Origin of the sequence: Alcanivorax sp. DSM 26293, assembly GCF_900107995.1 — a bacterium.
GTDB lineage: Bacteria > Pseudomonadota > Gammaproteobacteria > Pseudomonadales > Alcanivoracaceae > Alcanivorax.
Map to the genome: position 1 here is coordinate 98,611 of NZ_FNUM01000005.1, position 15,459 is coordinate 114,069.

Sequence of the window (15,459 nt, forward strand, 5' to 3'; positions counted from 1 at the left end):
CCAGGGATAGGAAATGCACAAAGACGCAAAAAATATGGATTACGTGTCAATTGATATTCAAGCAGACAAGAGAGTGGGGCGGCCTTCCAGGAGCGATGCAGATAGAATGAAAACCATCGCCTGGTATCACGCCTTGGCTAATGGGCGTAGGCCTGTTGAGATGATCAATTGGCTTCCATTCAGTGATGTTGATCCGAGAACAATATATCGGTACCGGAAAGGTGAAGTCCCGCCCCGTAGGGATTTTTTGAACTCTCGTTCCGAGGAGTTTGTCTACGCCAAGTCTGTTTATGAAGTAGGGCCTTTGCAGGTCCCACTTTGGGATGCTTTGTGGGGAGCTATTAGCTCAAAAGATATTTCTTTGGCTAATCAGCTTATGCCTAGTGCTCAGTGGCCGTCCGATATGTTGAGTGAGTTTTTCTTTGATGATGGCGACCTAGCAAAAATTTCTGATTTCAGGGCTATGTATCGATTAGGGAAAGAAAGATCATCCGCGTCTGATTTTGAATGTTTTGTCGGTGCTATTCGAGTAACCCGGGCATGGGGAGAGATGGCGTCTAAGAACAAATCAATCTTTTACTTGCTCCTAAGCGGTACTATGGCTTTTCCTGGTGCTGTAGCTGTTATAGAGCAGTTCGGTTTGCGCGAACCTATTAGGAAATGGATTTCAGACTATTTGGGAGTTGGAGACTCAGCTGAGCGGGGAAGCCAAAGTGATTGCCCCTCTTTCAGTAATGAAAGAGAGTTGGCTTATCAATGTGAGAAAGCTGAAGGGCAGAGAATTCAAGTCGGTGATGGTCTGCGCAGGGCTCTTTTTACGTTCTAGCTGATGAAAGAAGAACGAGGTTCAGCTTTATAAGGGCGGCCTGGACTTTGCTTTAATGTCTCGGCTTTTCGCTTAAGCGTCATCGTGTTGGTTCCTGATAGAGGCAAGCATCTCTACTTTTTGCTCCGCTGAATATTTCTGCGGCTTTCGATGAAATCCAGCTCATCAACCAGATCTTCGGCCCTCAGGTGAGTGTAGCGCTTCAGCATCTGCATGGATTTGTGCCCGCTTATAGCGGCCACCTGCTGGTCGCTGAGCCCACCTTCTACTAGCCGGCTTACTGCTTCATGGCGTAGATCATGGAAGTGTAGCTCTTTCAATCCGGCGCTTTCCTTCGCCTTTAGCCAGGGTTTGTTGAAGTTATAGGGTCTGCGTTGTCCGTCCCTGCCTGGTTCACCAAAGAACACCAGGTCTGTATCTATGGGACGGATAGGGTTGTCCTGGGCCTCCTGCAGTATCGCTGCCGCTTTACTGGAAAGTGGGACGGTTCGCGGTGCGGTGTTCTTGGTCTCAAGGAGACGCACAACCCGTCGTTTCAGGTCGATCTGGTTGCGTCGTAGTGTGGTGATCTCTGCCGAACGCATACCGGTTTCCAGGGCCAGCCGTACGATCCAGCCAAGCATGGGGTTGGAGTGGCTATCGACTGCTGCCAACAGGCGCTCTTCTTCCGCCTGGCTTAGCCGGCGCTCACGGCCGGGAGGTGGGGCAGGGCGACGGATATTTTGCACTGGGTTGGCCGGCAGGCCGATTCCCCATTCTCTGATAGCGGTATTGAACATATGACCGAGCAATGCCAGGTCGAGCCTTACCGTGTTGGGGGATCGAGGTTTGGGATCAGGATTACCCTTGGCGTCTTTGCGGTCCAGGCCTGCAAGGCGTTCATCGCGATACTTGGCGATGATCTCAGGTGACAGGGCGGCAAGAGAGTATTTGCCCAGGCCTTTGATTAGCGGTTTGGAGTGCCGGGCGTCACACGCCGCAGAGGCAGGACGCTTGGTTGGGGAAACTTCCGCAAGGTAACGCTTGAGTGCGTCCGCCACGGTCATTCGTTCAGCTGGTGCGCGTTGGATGTAGATGCCACGCACCATTTCATCTTCGGTCCGTCGCGACCAATCTTCCGCATCGCGTTTGGTGCGAAAGGTCTTTGAGGTGGTGGGAAACCCCGTTTTGCGAATGACGGCTTTCCATGTGCCAGACGGGGTTTTGACGAGTGTTGCCATAGCCTTATCGATCCCTGCTGTATTCGGCCACTGTACCGAAATTGTACCTTTGAGAGAAATCGATTGGTGCCAGGCTAAATGGCTGAGAGGGGAATTACCGCTGTGACTTTATTATCCTTCTGATTTAAAAGGAAAAAATAAAGTGTTTGGCGTAAGGAGTTGGTGGGCCCACCAGGACTTGAACCTGGGACCAATCGATTATGAGTCGACTGCTCTAACCAGCTGAGCTATAGGCCCGAAAAACGGAAGGACAATAAAATGCCGGCCGCCGATTATTCGGGGGCCGGCATTTTTTTGCAAGTGTTACAGGTCGCCGTCCAGGAAGCTGCGCAGGTGTTCGCTGCGGCTGGGGTGGCGCAGCTTGCGCAGTGCCTTGGCTTCTATCTGACGGATACGCTCACGGGTCACGTCGAACTGCTTGCCCACTTCCTCGAGGGTGTGGTCCGTGTTCATGTCGATACCGAAACGCATGCGCAGTACCTTGGCTTCCCGGGCGGTCAGGTTGGCCAGTACTTCGCGGGTGGCTTCTTCCAGGCCCAGGGACGTGGCGGAATCCACCGGGGACTCCATGTTACCGTCCTCGATAAAGTCGCCCAGGCTGGAATCTTCATCGTCACCGATGGGGGTTTCCATGGAGATCGGCTCTTTGGCGATCTTCAGTACCTTGCGGACCTTGTCTTCCGGCATTTCCAGGCGCACGCCCAGTTCTTCCGGGGTCGGTTCGCGGCCCATTTCCTGCAGCATCTGGCGCTGTACCCGGTTGATCTTGTTGATCGTCTCTATCATGTGCACCGGGATACGGATGGTGCGCGCCTGGTCGGCGATGGAGCGGGTAATGGCCTGACGGATCCACCAGGTGGCATAGGTGGAGAACTTGTAGCCACGGCGGTATTCGAACTTGTCCACGGCCTTCATCAAGCCGATGTTGCCTTCCTGGATCAGGTCGAGGAACTGCAGACCGCGGTTGGTATATTTCTTGGCGATGGAAATTACCAGACGCAGGTTGGCTTCCACCATTTCTTTCTTGGCGCGGCGGGCCTTGGCTTCACCGATGGAAATGCGGCGGTTGATTTCCTTGATGTCAGCCACCGGCAAACCAATGATTTCCTCGACGGTGGTGATCTTGCGCTGGGCGCGCTGGATATCTTCCTTGACCACGCTCAGCTTGTCGGCAATGGTTTTGCCTTTCTTGGTCTTCAGCTGCTGGTCAACCCAGTCCATGTTGGTTTCGTTACCGGGGAACAGCTTGATGAAATCCTTGCGGTCCATGCCGCCGCGGCGGATGGCAGAGGACATGATCTGACGCTCGAATTTGCGCACCAGGTCCAGATTGTTGCGGGCGCCGACCAGCATCTCGTCGTAGATGCGCGGCACCAGCTTGAACAGGGTGAAGTGCTCGGCCAGGGCTTCCATGGCTTTGGCGGTGCTGGCATGGTCACGACCGTTGCGCTTGAGCGCGCGTTCGGCCTTCTCGTGCAGTTTCTTCAGCTCGGCAAAACGCTCGGCCGCCAGTACCGGATCCAGACCGCCCTCGTCCTCATCGCTGTCGTCGTCGCTGTCCTTGTCGTCAGCGTCGTCGTCATCATCGTCGTTTTCCTTGGCTTTTTCTTTCGCTTCAGCGGCTTTTTTGGCCTTCTCCGCGAAAGTCGGTTCCTTGTTGGCATTGGTGGCGGCCGCGCCGTCATCATTGGGGTCAAGGTAACCGGCGATGATATCGGTGAGCTTGCGCTCTTCGTTTTCCACGCGGGCGTATTCGTCGATCAGCATGTCCACGGCACCGGGCCAGAAGGCCAGGGCGTGCAGAACTTCCCGGGTGCCTTCCTCGATACGCTTGGCGATCTCGATTTCGCCTTCACGGGTCAGCAGTTCCACCGTGCCCATTTCGCGCATGTACATACGCACCGGGTCGGTGGTGCGGCCGGGCTCGCTCTCTACGGAGGCGAGAACAGCGGCAGCTTCTTCGGCGGCAACTTCATCAGTGCTGTCAGCACTTTCATCGATCATCAGCTGATCGGCATCGGCGGCTTTTTCCACCACGGTGATGCCCATGTCGTTGATCATCTGAATGATGTCTTCCACCTGGTCCGTGTCGGTGATGGACTCCGGCAAGTGGTCATTCACTTCGGCGTAGGTCAGGTAACCCTGTTCCTTGCCGAGTGCGATCAACTGCTTCAGCTGGGATTGTTGCTGCTGCTTTTGAGTCGTCATGCAATAAAGCCCGTAACGTCGTGCTAGCTTGCCGTGGCTGACTAGCGGATTGTGGCGTGGGAAAACGGCGTATTATACCGGTATGTGGGGATTTCGGCCAGTAATTGCAAGACTACGGGCCGGATGGGGGTGAATTGTTTTTGTTGTTACTTATCTTTGAAAATCATGGAGTTACAGGTTTTTTCTAGTTGAAGGGCTGGCGGGCGTGCTGGCGAGCTTCGGCAAGGGCCCGGTGCAGTTCCTGCCATTGGGCCGTGTCCGGGATGCCGGCTTGCTCCATTTCATGGAGAGCCGCCTCCAGGCGAGTGACTTCCAGCTGGGAGAGAGCATCCTGCCAGAGCCGGGTCGCCATCTCTTTTTGCATGGGCGGCTTGAGACTGGCCTTGAGCAGGCGGGACAGGGTTTCCCCCTGCTCCAGTGCCATCAGGGCGCCGAGCAGGGCGGCGGGGCTGTGGTTCTGTCGGCACAGGCCGGCTACCTGTATCAGCAGATCAATGTGCGGCATGGGGAGCCGCTCAACGCCGTCAGGTAGTGGATGCTCGCTGACCAGGTCCGGGTAATCCAGCAGCACCAGGACCAGCCGTTCTGACAGGGTCATCGGGCCCTTGCGGCTGCCTCCCGGGTGGCGCGGTGGCCGGCTGTAAGAGTCGGCCGGATCGCTGTTGTCCGCCGGGTAGAAATCGTCCGGTGGCGGCATGGCGTCGCCATATTCCTCGGGCATGAACTGGTCATGGGAGTGCGGTGCCGGTTCGGCGCGAGGAGCGGGGGCAGGCTCCGCCCTGGGAGCCGGTTTAAGCTGTGCCAGAGATTCCTTGTCCAGGCGTGTCAGTTGTGACAGTTCCTGGGTCAGCAACGCCCGGTAGACCGGCCCGGCGGGCTTGTCCAGATAGGGCAGGGCAAGCCGGGCCAGGCGGGCGCGGCCGTCCACGGTGGACAGGTCCAGCCCGTCTGACAGATGCCGGAAAAGATAGGTGGAAAGGGCGTCGGCCTTTTCGGTGAGCGCGCGCAGGGCTTCAGGGCCCTGCTGACGTACCAGGGTGTCCGGGTCTTCCCCGTCGGGCAGAAACAGGAAGCGCACCTGTTTGCCGTCGTCCAGCGCGGGGAGCAGGGATTCCAGTGCTCGCCAGGCGGCCCGCACACCGGCCTGGTCACCATCAAAGCAGAGCACCACTTCGTTGACCTGGCGGAACAGCTTGCGGGCGTGGTCTTCGGTGGTGGCGGTGCCCAGGGTGGCGACCACATTGGGTACCCCGTGCTGGGCCAGGGCGATCACGTCCATGTAACCCTCCACCACATAAAGGCGGTCGCTGCGGTCGCGGCTTTGCCGCCATTCCCACAGACCGTAGAGCTCCTGGCCCTTGTGGAAGACCGGGGTTTCCGGGCTGTTCAGGTATTTGGGTTTGCCGTCGCCCAGCACCCGACCCCCAAAGCCGATGGTGCGTCCGCGGGTGTCGCGGATCGGGAAAATAATACGATCCCGAAATTTGTCATAGGTGCGGCCGGTGTCTTCCCGGCGCACCAGCAACCCGGCGGTCAGGGCCTGCTCAAGCCCTGCTTCAGTGAGTGACAGGCCGGTGATCAGGTTGTCGTAGCCCGGCGGGGCAAAACCGACGCCGAAGCGTTTGGCGATTTCCCCGCTGAGCCCGCGTCCCTTCAGGTAGGTCACCGCTTTTTGTCGCTCCGGGGCCTGGCGCAATTGCTGGCAGTAGAATTTTTCGGCCCGGCTGAGCAGGTCATAGAGGGACTGCAGGCGGTCCTTTTTCTGTCGGTCAGCGGGGGTTTCCGGGCGGCTTTCCGGAACTTCCATGCCGGCACGGCTGGCCAGTTGCTTGACCGCTTCCGGGAAGCTCTGATGCTCGTATTCCATCAGGAAACCCACCGCATTGCCGGAGGCGCCACAGCCAAAGCAGTAGTAGAACTGCTTGTCCGGCGCCACGGTGAAGGACGGGGTCTTTTCCTGATGGAAGGGGCAGCAGGCGCTGTAATTGCGGCCGGTTTTTTTCAGGGGCACGCGGGAGTCGATCAGCTCCACCAGATCGGTGCGGGCCAATAGATCCTGTATGAAATTTTCCGGAATGCGTGCCATGGGTCTGATTTTGCCAGAATGGGAGTTGGGGCCGCTAAGTATGCAGGGCGATATACCAAGGCTTCTTATTCAAACAGAAACCGCAGGGTGGCGGTAGCAGCGCTTTGAAACCCGGTGTCGGTTTCTCACGGTTTACGGTCAGAAAAAGCCGGAAAACGGTGGGCAGCACGAACCGCTGAAGTTGCAGATAGGGTTATTCAGAGTCGCCGGATACAGCAAAGCGGCTCAATCAGTTGAGCTTGGCGCGAACCTTGCCACTGGCGGCGCCCATGTCGGCACGGCCCTGGAGTTGCGGCTTGAGAATGCCCATCACCTTGCCCATATCCTGCATGCCAGCGGCACCGGTCTGGGAAATGGCATCATCAATCAGAGCATCGATCTCGTCGTCGCTCAGTTGGGCGGGGAGAAACTCCTGGAGTACCAGGATTTCCGCTTCTTCGGTTTCCGCCAGTTCCGGGCGGCCCGCGTCGCGGTATTGGGTGGCGGAATCCTTGCGCTGCTTGATCAGCTTGTCGAGCAATGCCAGTACGCGGGCGTCATCGGGCTCGATGCGCTCGTCCACTTCGATTTGCTTGATCGCTGACAGCGCCATACGAAAAACGCCAAGACGTGCCTTTTCTTTGGCACGCATGGCGTCTTTCATGGCTGCAGTGAGCTGCTCTTTGAGCGCACTCATCAGACGTCTAAACCTTAGTAGAGACGTTTGCGTGCGAGTTGCTCACGCTGCAGTTTCTTAAGGTGACGCTTGACGGCTGCGGCACGCTTGCGCTTACGCTCTTGAGTGGGCTTCTCATACTGTTCGCGACGACGCACTTCAGAGAGAATGCCCGCTTTTTCACAGCCACGCTTGAAACGGCGCAGGGCCACATCAAACGGTTCGCCTTCTTTCACCTTCACCTGAGGCATGAAGAATCACCTTCCTAAAAGTCTTTGGGTTATATGGATTCGCCGCGGGCTCAGGTGGTCCCGGGTGCGGCGAGGGCGGGGATTCTACCTGAGTCGGGAAGAAATGCAAATCCGGGCGTCTGGCGCTATCATGGCGCCCGGATTTCAAGGGGTGAGCAACATGCGTGTATTGGGTATCGAATCAAGCTGCGACGAGACTGGGGTGGCGATTTACGACTCCGACGCCGGTCTGCTGGGGCAGGCCCTGTACAGCCAGGTGGAGATGCATGCCCGTTTTGGTGGCGTGGTCCCGGAGCTGGCCAGCCGCGATCATGTGCAGCGGGTACTGCCCCTGGTAAAACAGGTCATGGCGGAAGCCGCTACCACCCCGGATCAGCTTGATGGCATCGCCTATACGGCCGGTCCCGGCCTGGCTGGAGCCCTGCTGGTAGGGGCCGGCGTGGCCCGGTCGCTGGCCTTTGGCTGGGGTGTCCCCGCCGTGGAAGTCCACCATATGGAAGGCCATTTGCTGGCCCCCCTGCTGGAGCCGGATGCCCCGTCGTTTCCCTTTGTGGCACTGCTGGTCAGTGGCGGGCATAGCCTGTTGCTGGAAGCGCGCTCCCTGGGGGATTACGCCATTCTGGGCGAATCCGTGGATGATGCCGCCGGCGAAGCCTTCGACAAGGCCGCCAAGATGATGGGATTGGGCTACCCCGGCGGCCCGCGTATTGCTGCCCTGGCGGAGAAAGGGACGCCGGGCCGGTTCCGTTTCCCGCGGCCCATGACTGACCGCCCCGGCCTGGACATGAGCTTTTCCGGCCTGAAAACGTTTACGCTCAACACCATCAACGATCTGGGCGGCAGGGACGCTCTCAGCGAGCAGGACCAGGCAGATATCGCCCTGGCGTTCGAAGAGGCCGCGGTGGATACCCTGGTGATCAAGTGCCGCCGGGCGGTGGAGCAGACCGGTGACAAGCGCTTGGTGATGGCCGGCGGAGTGAGCGCCAATCGGGCATTACGTGCCAAGCTGGCAGAGCAGATGGAAAAGCGAGGGGTACGTGTGTTTTATCCCGCGCCCCAGTACTGCACCGATAACGGCGCCATGATCGCTTTTGCCGGCGCCCTGCGCCTGCAGGCCGGGGAGAGTGCGGAGCTGCCCATCAAGGTCCGCCCCCGCTGGCCGTTGACGGAACTGGCCTCACTCTAAGCGGCCAGCAACCACCTTGCCGTAGGAGCGTCGCTCGCGGCGCGATAAAAGAACAGGTTCAAAAGCGCTCCTCACCACAGAGGGCACAGAGCACTGAGAGAAAAACCTGTCTTTCCCTCAGTGATCTCTGTGCCCTCTGTGGTAAGTCCGCCTTTCAGATGTTGGGGAATCGCGCCGCCAGCGACGCTCCTGCGGTTGAGGGGGCTAGTCTTTCTTCCTGAACCCCAGCTCTTCCCCGCGCAGCAGTTTTTGCAGGTTGCTGCGATGGCGCAGGATCATTACCAGGGACAGTGCCAGCATGGGCCAGAAGGCCTGGGGTAGCCAGGCGAAGATACAGGCCGGGGCCACCACGAAGGCGCTTAACGAGGCCAGGGAAGAGATGCGGGTCAGAGCGAACACCAGCAGCCAGACGACGCCAGCCACCAGGCCGCTGGGCCAGTGCAGGGCAAACAACAGCCCGAAGGCCGTGGCCACGCCCTTGCCGCCCTGGAAGTGGAAAAACACCGGGAACAGATGTCCGAGAAAGGCGAAGGTGCCCACCAGCGCGGCCACGAAGGGTCCCATGTCCAGATAGCGGGCCAGCACCACCGGGATCACCCCTTTCAGCACATCGCCCAGTAACGTGAGCGCCGCGGCGGGCTTACCGCCAATACGCAGCACATTGGTGGCACCGGGGTTGTTGGAGCCCAGGGTGCGCGGGTCCGGGTAGCCGAACAGTCGGCACACCAGAATCGCGCTGGAAATGGAGCCCATCAAATAGCCGGCTGCACACAATGGCAGCAGCCAAAACCACACGTCCTGTAATGTCCCTGCTTGCACCGGCTATAATCTCCCTTCACATCGCCGGGGTGGCGACTTCTGCATGCTTGGCAGGCATTTATTGTACACATGGCGACACGCCTGCCTGCGTTGCAAGCGTAACATCTGATTACCCAAAGTGGGATTCACGCAGATGGAAAGTCGCTTTCCCGTGAAACCTGCGCCAATGAGGGCGAGTATGGACATTGTTTATATCAATGATTTGAAAGTGGATACCGTGATTGGGATTTTCGACTGGGAGCGGCGTATCCGCCAGACTGTCAGTCTGGATCTGGAAATGGCAGCGGATATCCGCAAGGGCGCAGCGTCTGATCACATTGACGATGCGCTGGATTACAAGGCTATTGGCAAGCGTGTGATCGCGTTTATCGAAGGCAGTGAATTCCAGCTGGTGGAAACCCTGGCGGAAAACGTGGCCCAGTTGGTGATCGGCGAATTCAATGTGCCCTGGTTGAAACTGCGGCTGAGCAAGCCTGGAGCTCTGCGTGGGTCGCGGGATGTGGGTGTGATTATCGAAAGGGGTCAAAAACCCAATGGGTAATAAGGATCAAACCGCCCGGGTGTATCTGAGCCTGGGCTCCAATATCGACCGGGCGCACAATATTCGTTCCGGCCTGCAGGCACTGGCTGCTGCCTTCGGCAGGTTGGCGATCAGCCCGGTCTATGAAAGCGAGGCGGTGGGCTTTTCCGGCGATGCCTTCTACAACCTGGTGGTGGGTATTGATACCACCCTACCGGTGGGCGAGCTTGCCGCCCTGTTGCGGGATATCGAGAAAGACCATGGCCGGGTGCGTGGGGAGAAGAAATTTTCCAGCCGAACACTGGATATCGACATCCTCACTTATAACGATCTCACCGGCGAGATCGACGGGGTGCAACTGCCCCGTGACGAAATCCTCAAACACGCCTTCGTTCTCAAACCCCTGGTGGACCTGGCTCCCGATGCATTTCACCCGGAAATCGGCAAGCCCTACCGGCAGTTGCTGGAAGAGTCGGATTTTGCCGGGCAGGCATTGTGGGTGGTGGAGTTGGAAGCGTAGTTGCGAGCTACGAGCTACGCTCGATTGGAGAGGGGAAGACTGGAAAGTTCCTCAAGTTCCGAGATACCTACGAAGCCGCCTGTAGGAGTACCTCTTGAGGTGCGAACCGCGCTTGCGCGGAAATCGCCCGCAGGGTGATCAGGAATCTCAGAGCTCGACAGGTTTCAGAAAAGAATGGCTGGCACCAGGATCTCTGTCGCCTCGCCCTGGCTCGGATTCGTCCCTCAAGAGGTATTATTCGCTGCGCTCACCCTTCGGGCCGCACTGCACTAAGTGCGTTACTCCGCTGCGCTCCGTTCCTACAGTGGCTTTGTAGCCAGTTTTGTGGGGCGCCGAACCTGTGTTCGCGGGGCTGGGCGGGAATCGTTTTACTGAATCTCTCTCGCGTTGCAGTGTGCAGCGTGTCACTTCTTTCAATACCAGTGCGGAGTCATGTCGCTCTGTGCCCAGCGGAAAAAGTCATATTCCAGCCGCGTCAGTCCCCCCGGATAGATCTGGTCGATTCGTTGCAGGGTGGGGCGGCGGTCGGTTTTTTCCAGTTCCTGTAACAGTTTGCGCAAGGTGCTGCGGCCTACCGGCTTGGACATCAGGAAAGCGGTGGTGGCCCAGGCCACGGTATAGGGAACGGCATCAAGTTGATGGGCCATGCGTCGCCACTGCCTGTCATCCAGAGACAGATACTGGCGCAGGGTAATCAGCCGCCCTTCATCCATCCATTGACGAATGCGGGCCTGGGCATCGGCCAGCGCTTCCACTTTCAGGCGCCCATCGGGCTGCACCTGCAGGGTCTGAAAATATTGGGCGAGCCCCTCATGGAGCCAGACCGGTGACGCCGGAGAGAGCTGGTAGAGCAGCACGTGACTGCTTTCATGGAGAATTGTCTGTGCGACTTGCTGATCGTTTCCCCAGCGCCAGACCGCCACTTCATTACTGGCAGGTATGAAGACGCCGGCATAGTGGGCGTTGCTGGAGCCGATACGATCCTCCATCCATTGACGGAAATCCGCCTGATGTTCGAACAGATACAGGTTCACCTGGGCGGTGCCGTGCAAGTCCAGTCCGAAATCGTTGCGGTAGCGCCGGTAGATGAAGCGAATCGCCTCCAGGGTCCTGTCGTGAAGTTCCCCGGGCAGGGTGAAGTCCTTGCGTAGCTGGGAGACTTCCAGTTCCTGGATAACCGGCGAGGTCCTGGGGGTAACCTTCTGGCTCTCCAGTTGCTCCGGCGGCCGATCGCCAAAGTGCAGTTTGCCGTTCTCGTCTCGCCACTGGAAGATGTCCCCGTGGGCTGCCAGTGAGGTGATCAGGACCGCGGCGCTGAAACCGGTGCGGATCAGGAATTGCAGTTTCTTTGAATCCACTGACGTACCTCTTCCTTGTCCTTTTCAACCTGATCCAGCGTGGGGTGGGTGACCTTGCCGTCCTCATCCTGATAGACGAAACGGCCGTGCAGTCGTTTCAATTTTGCCCTGGCTTCCTTGCATTGTCTGGCGATAGCGTCCTGCTGTTCCCGTTGTTCGGATGCCTGTTCGCGCTGTTCTGCTTTCTCACTCTGGCGAAGCCGCAGGGCGCGCTCGTTGATTTCCCTGACGCGATCACCCTGGCCGATTTTGGGGGGTGCCTTGATATCCATTTTCTCGTGCTGCTCCTGGGGGGGCTGATCACCAAAGTGCCAGTTGCCCTCTGCGTCCTGCCAGCGATATACCTCCGCGTTGGCGAGAAGCGGCAGTACGAGCAGTAGTGTCATGATTCCCTTCATGGTTTCCCCTAATCAGTGGTAGTTAGCTTCCTTGCAGTGTCAGTGAGCGCCCGCCGTCCACCGCCAGAATCTGGCCAGTGACGAACGGCGCCTGGGTGCCGAGCCACCATACCGTCTCAGCGATGTCCTGGGGTGTGCCGCAACGTTTCAGTGCGGTGGCATCCTGGATGTCCTGCTGATTCATCTGCCCGGCCTCCGGCCACAGGATGGGGCCGGGGGACACGCCGTTGACGCGAATATCCGGGCCCAGTTCCCGGGCCAGGCTGCGTGTCATCATGGCAAGGCCGGCCTTGGCCATGCAATACAGAGTATGGTGTTGCAGCGGTTTTTCCGCGTACACATCCACAATATTCACAATGCTGCCATGTCGTTCGCTCAATGCCGGTGCCAGCTTCTGGCTCAGGATAAACGGCGCACGCAGGTTGCTGTGAACCAGCCTGTCCCAGTCGGCATCATCGGCCTGATCGACGGGGGTCGGGTAAAAGCTGGAGGCATTGTTAACCAGCAGGTCCATACGGCCGAAGCAAGCCAGGGCATCGGCTGCCAGCTGGCGCACCTGATCAGGCTGGTCCAGATCCGCCTGCAGCAGGGCGGCGCTGTCCGCCCGTTCCGCGTTCAGGCTGTCAGTCAGTGCGCGAGCGTCATCGGCACTGTTGCGATAATGAATGATGACCCGCATGCCGTTGCGGTGCAGAGTGCGAACGATTTCTGCGCCAATGCGACGGGCGCTGCCGGTGATCAGGGCGACGGAATCTGCCATGTCTTTTTAAACTCACTTTTGTAGTGGGAGAGTGCGTGAATGCGGGCCTTCTCAATGGCCTCGCCCAGTGCCGGCCCCTCATTGCCCTCCTTGCGCAGCGCTGCCACATCAATATTCCTGACGGCCTGTGCCGCGCCGCGCAGGTAATCCACCTGGGGATAGGGGCGGTCTTCCAGTCCGGTACGACCGCGGGCATCCGCTTCGCAGGCGAGCAGAAACTCCTCCAGCCGTTCCGGGCGACGGACCACATCCAGCGTCTTCAGCAGCTTCCAGACCGTGGCGGGCTTGAGCTCCAGCGCCCGGTGACAGTGGGTATGGTATTCCGCCACCAGAGCCGCCAGGGTGGCGGCGTCTTTGGGGACGCGCCAGCGCTTTGACACGGTTTTCGCCAGCCGCGCGCTGCGGATTTCGTGGGCGATATGTCGGGGCCATTCTTCCTTGGGCGTCTTGCCCTTACCCAGATCGTGGCAGAGGACCGCGTAACGTGCCGTCAACGGCAGGTTCAGTCGACTGGCCTGTTCCAGACACAGCCATTGGTGCACCAGGGTGTCCACTTCCGGATGGTGTTGTTCCGGTTGCGGCACGCCATCCAGAGCCGCCAGTTCCGGTAGCAGCACTTTCAGTGCGCCGCAGGCATGCAATACCTGAAAAAAGACCTGCGGGTCCCGTTCCATCAGCGCCCGGCTGGTTTCCTTCCAGACCCGTTCCGGCACCAGGTAATCCAGCTCGCCGCTGTCAGCCAGTTGTCGCATCAAGGCCAGGGTGTCATCGGCCACCCGGAATCCCAGCCAGTGGTAGCGCGCGGCAAACCGGGCCACCCGCAATACACGCAAGGGATCTTCGGCAAAGGCCGGTGAGACATGGCGTAACAGGCGCGCTTTGAGATCAATGCGACCGTTGAAAGGATCAACCACCCGGCCCCCTTCTTCCCGGGCCATGGCATTGATGGTCAGATCACGACGCACCAGATCATCCTCGAGACTGACGTCCGGTGCCGCGTGAAAGGTGAAACCGCCATAACCGTGGCCAGACTTGCGCTCGGTCCGTGCCAGGGCGTATTCCTCCTGGGTTTTCGGATGCAGAAAGACGGGGAAGTCCTGACCCACCGGGCGGAACCCCCTGGCCTGCATATCGTCGGGAGTCGCGCCGACGACAACCCAGTCTCTTTCGGTTACCGGGAGTCCCAGTAACGCATCCCGCACGGCGCCACCCACCAGATAAATTTTCATCTTGTGCGCTCTCGTTATCTTGGACAGAATGGTCGCATGCTTTCTATCGTACTGAAACTACACATGCTGGTCGCAGACCGCTGTGCACGCAAATGGCGTGCGCAGGGACCGCGGCTGTGTGACTGATAGTTTCAGTTCTGCAAAAGGCCGCAGTGTCCCTGACCTGCGGCCTTTTTTCGTTTTGGGGGTTGCAGGTCGGTCTTTAGTTGCGAGGCACGAGTTTCGAGTTGCGAAAATCTTTAAACATGCGCGTTTTTAGGTTTTCGAAACTCGATTCTCGGGACTCGCGACTCTTAATCAAGGAGAACGACATGCCTACCCTGGCAGCATATTTGATCGTGGTAGCGGTGTGGGCGACGACACCGCTGGGGATTAAATGGAGTGGTGACGCCATGGCGCCGCTGGCGGCGGCCGGGGTGCGTATGGCAATTGCTGCGCTGCTGGGGCTGTTGTGGTTGAGCTGGAAACGTCAGACATTGCCCCTGCATGGCCGCGCCCTGCTGAGTTATACCGTTGCCTTGCCGGGCATATTTGGAGCCATGGCATGCAGTTACATGGCGGCGACCTCTTTGCCCTCCGGGCTGATTTCCGTGATTTTTGGCCTGGCACCATTGATCTCCGGTCTGATGATGCAGAGCCTGCCGGGCAGCGTTCGCCTGAACGGCTGGCACTGGAGCGCTTGTCTGCTCGGCCTGTTGGGGCTGGCACTGGTGTTTGATGAGAGCCTGGCCGGGCTGTTGGGAGGGGCAGCGCTGGGTGAGCGGGGCAATGGACTCGTGTGGATGTTGTCCGCGGTAACCCTGTTTGCCGGTAGCGGTATTGCCGTCCAGCGGGTCGCCGCCGGTTTGCAGCCCATGCAGCAAACCGTGGGTGGGCTAATTCTGTCATTGCCCTGCTATGGGGTCGCCATGTTGATTGCCGGTCAGACCTTTGCGTATAGCGGTGATCTGCGCGGGCTTTCCGCGATTATTTATCTGGCAGTGTTCGGGTCCCTGCTGGGCTTCTACTGCTATTTTCAGATTCTGTCGCGGCTGCCTGCTGCCACGGTGGCCCTGGTGACCCTGATTACGCCGGTGTTGGCGCTGACGCTGGGTAATCTGCTCAATGGTGAAAAGCTGGGGAGCATGGTCCTGATCGGCGCGGGGGTGATTGTGCTGGCGTTATCCCTGTTTGTGCTGGGGGATCATCAGGTGCGGCGACAGATAAAGCAGTTTCAAGTGGAAAGTTGAAAGTGCCAACGCGGCTCGAACGATTTTGGATGTTTTGAGTAAGCGGCACTTTCAGGGTGCACTGAGCGCAAGCGAACGGCACCGCTGCGGCCCTGGGTTGGTGCAGTTCGCTTGGGCTCAGTGCACCCTGCACATTCTGGTTGTTACGGGGTTTCCTGATGGCCGCGACCTTTGCCGTTTCGTCTCGCGGCACA

15 protein-coding genes and 1 tRNA gene are annotated in these 15,459 nt (G+C 58.8%); 5 read left to right on the forward strand and 11 right to left on the reverse strand.

Annotated features, from left to right (window positions below):
* The first annotated feature begins 13 nt into the window (after window positions 1-13).
* Window positions 14-826 carry a hypothetical protein gene (locus C4S63_RS10355; RefSeq protein ID WP_103917523.1) on the forward strand — a complete coding sequence of 271 codons (813 nt, stop codon included), beginning with the start codon at window positions 14-16 and terminating at the stop codon, window positions 824-826.
* A 113-nt stretch (window positions 827-939) separates the two neighbouring features.
* Here C4S63_RS10355 and C4S63_RS10360 read toward each other — a convergent pair whose 3' ends face one another.
* From C4S63_RS10360 to rpsU, 6 genes are all read right to left on the reverse strand, one after another.
* The gene (locus tag C4S63_RS10360; protein WP_103917524.1) at window positions 940-2,046 is read right to left on the reverse strand and encodes a site-specific integrase; all 1,107 of its coding nucleotides are present in this window, start codon (window positions 2,044-2,046) and stop codon (window positions 940-942) included.
* 160 nt (window positions 2,047-2,206) lie between these two features.
* A tRNA-Ile gene (locus C4S63_RS10365) sits at window positions 2,207-2,283 on the reverse strand.
* A gap of 66 nt (window positions 2,284-2,349) precedes the next feature.
* Window positions 2,350-4,254 (reverse strand): RNA polymerase sigma factor RpoD, encoded by a 1,905-nt coding sequence (gene rpoD / locus C4S63_RS10370; protein ID WP_103917525.1) that lies wholly within the window; start codon window positions 4,252-4,254, stop codon window positions 2,350-2,352.
* 184 nt (window positions 4,255-4,438) lie between these two features.
* Window positions 4,439-6,340, reverse strand: coding sequence for a DNA primase (gene dnaG, locus C4S63_RS10375; protein ID WP_103917526.1), 1,902 nt, complete (start codon window positions 6,338-6,340; stop codon window positions 4,439-4,441).
* Window positions 6,341-6,569: 229 nt separating this feature from the next.
* The gene (locus C4S63_RS10380; protein WP_062815874.1) at window positions 6,570-7,016 is read right to left on the reverse strand and encodes a GatB/YqeY domain-containing protein; all 447 of its coding nucleotides are present in this window, start codon (window positions 7,014-7,016) and stop codon (window positions 6,570-6,572) included.
* Between the two features lie 14 nt (window positions 7,017-7,030).
* Window positions 7,031-7,246, reverse strand: a complete 216-nt coding sequence (rpsU, locus tag C4S63_RS10385) for a 30S ribosomal protein S21 (RefSeq protein ID WP_007148705.1) — start codon at window positions 7,244-7,246, stop codon at window positions 7,031-7,033.
* A gap of 160 nt (window positions 7,247-7,406) precedes the next feature.
* Here rpsU and tsaD point away from each other — a divergent pair, with 160 nt between their 5' ends.
* Complete coding sequence (gene tsaD, locus C4S63_RS10390; RefSeq protein ID WP_062815875.1) at window positions 7,407-8,432, forward strand: tRNA (adenosine(37)-N6)-threonylcarbamoyltransferase complex transferase subunit TsaD; 1,026 nt, start codon at window positions 7,407-7,409, stop codon at window positions 8,430-8,432.
* Between the two features lie 204 nt (window positions 8,433-8,636).
* On the opposite strand, the gene plsY is transcribed toward tsaD, so the two are convergent.
* Entirely contained in the window at window positions 8,637-9,227 is a 591-nt protein-coding gene (plsY, locus tag C4S63_RS10395; protein WP_255409080.1) for a glycerol-3-phosphate 1-O-acyltransferase PlsY, read from the reverse strand.
* A 202-nt stretch (window positions 9,228-9,429) separates the two neighbouring features.
* On the opposite strand from plsY, the gene folB reads away from it, so the two are divergent.
* Window positions 9,430-9,792, forward strand: a complete 363-nt coding sequence (gene folB / locus C4S63_RS10400) for a dihydroneopterin aldolase (protein WP_035244902.1) — start codon at window positions 9,430-9,432, stop codon at window positions 9,790-9,792.
* Window positions 9,785-10,291, forward strand: a complete 507-nt coding sequence (gene folK / locus C4S63_RS10405; protein ID WP_062815876.1) for a 2-amino-4-hydroxy-6-hydroxymethyldihydropteridine diphosphokinase — start codon at window positions 9,785-9,787, stop codon at window positions 10,289-10,291. The genes folB and folK overlap by 8 nt, the downstream gene beginning before the upstream one ends.
* A 413-nt stretch (window positions 10,292-10,704) precedes the next feature.
* On the opposite strand, the gene C4S63_RS10410 is transcribed toward folK, so the two are convergent.
* From C4S63_RS10410 to C4S63_RS10425, 4 genes are read right to left on the reverse strand one after another with little or no spacing between them, the layout of a single operon-like run.
* On the reverse strand, window positions 10,705-11,649 hold the full coding sequence (locus tag C4S63_RS10410; protein ID WP_234999987.1) for a DUF4124 domain-containing protein: 945 nt from the start codon (window positions 11,647-11,649) through the stop codon (window positions 10,705-10,707).
* Window positions 11,622-12,035, reverse strand: coding sequence for a DUF4124 domain-containing protein (locus C4S63_RS10415; protein ID WP_160052753.1), 414 nt, complete (start codon window positions 12,033-12,035; stop codon window positions 11,622-11,624). Before C4S63_RS10415 ends, C4S63_RS10410 begins: the two co-directional genes overlap by 28 nt.
* 34 nt (window positions 12,036-12,069) lie before the next feature.
* Window positions 12,070-12,807, reverse strand: a complete 738-nt coding sequence (locus C4S63_RS10420) for a pteridine reductase (RefSeq protein ID WP_103917528.1) — start codon at window positions 12,805-12,807, stop codon at window positions 12,070-12,072.
* Window positions 12,786-14,036: a multifunctional CCA addition/repair protein gene (locus tag C4S63_RS10425; RefSeq protein WP_062815880.1), complete on the reverse strand. Its 1,251-nt coding sequence runs from the start codon at window positions 14,034-14,036 to the stop codon at window positions 12,786-12,788. The genes C4S63_RS10420 and C4S63_RS10425 overlap by 22 nt, the downstream gene beginning before the upstream one ends.
* Window positions 14,037-14,347: 311 nt before the next feature.
* Here C4S63_RS10425 and C4S63_RS10430 point away from each other — a divergent pair, with 311 nt between their 5' ends.
* Window positions 14,348-15,265, forward strand: coding sequence for a DMT family transporter (locus C4S63_RS10430; protein WP_062815881.1), 918 nt, complete (start codon window positions 14,348-14,350; stop codon window positions 15,263-15,265).
* The last annotated feature ends 194 nt before the right edge of the window (window positions 15,266-15,459 follow it).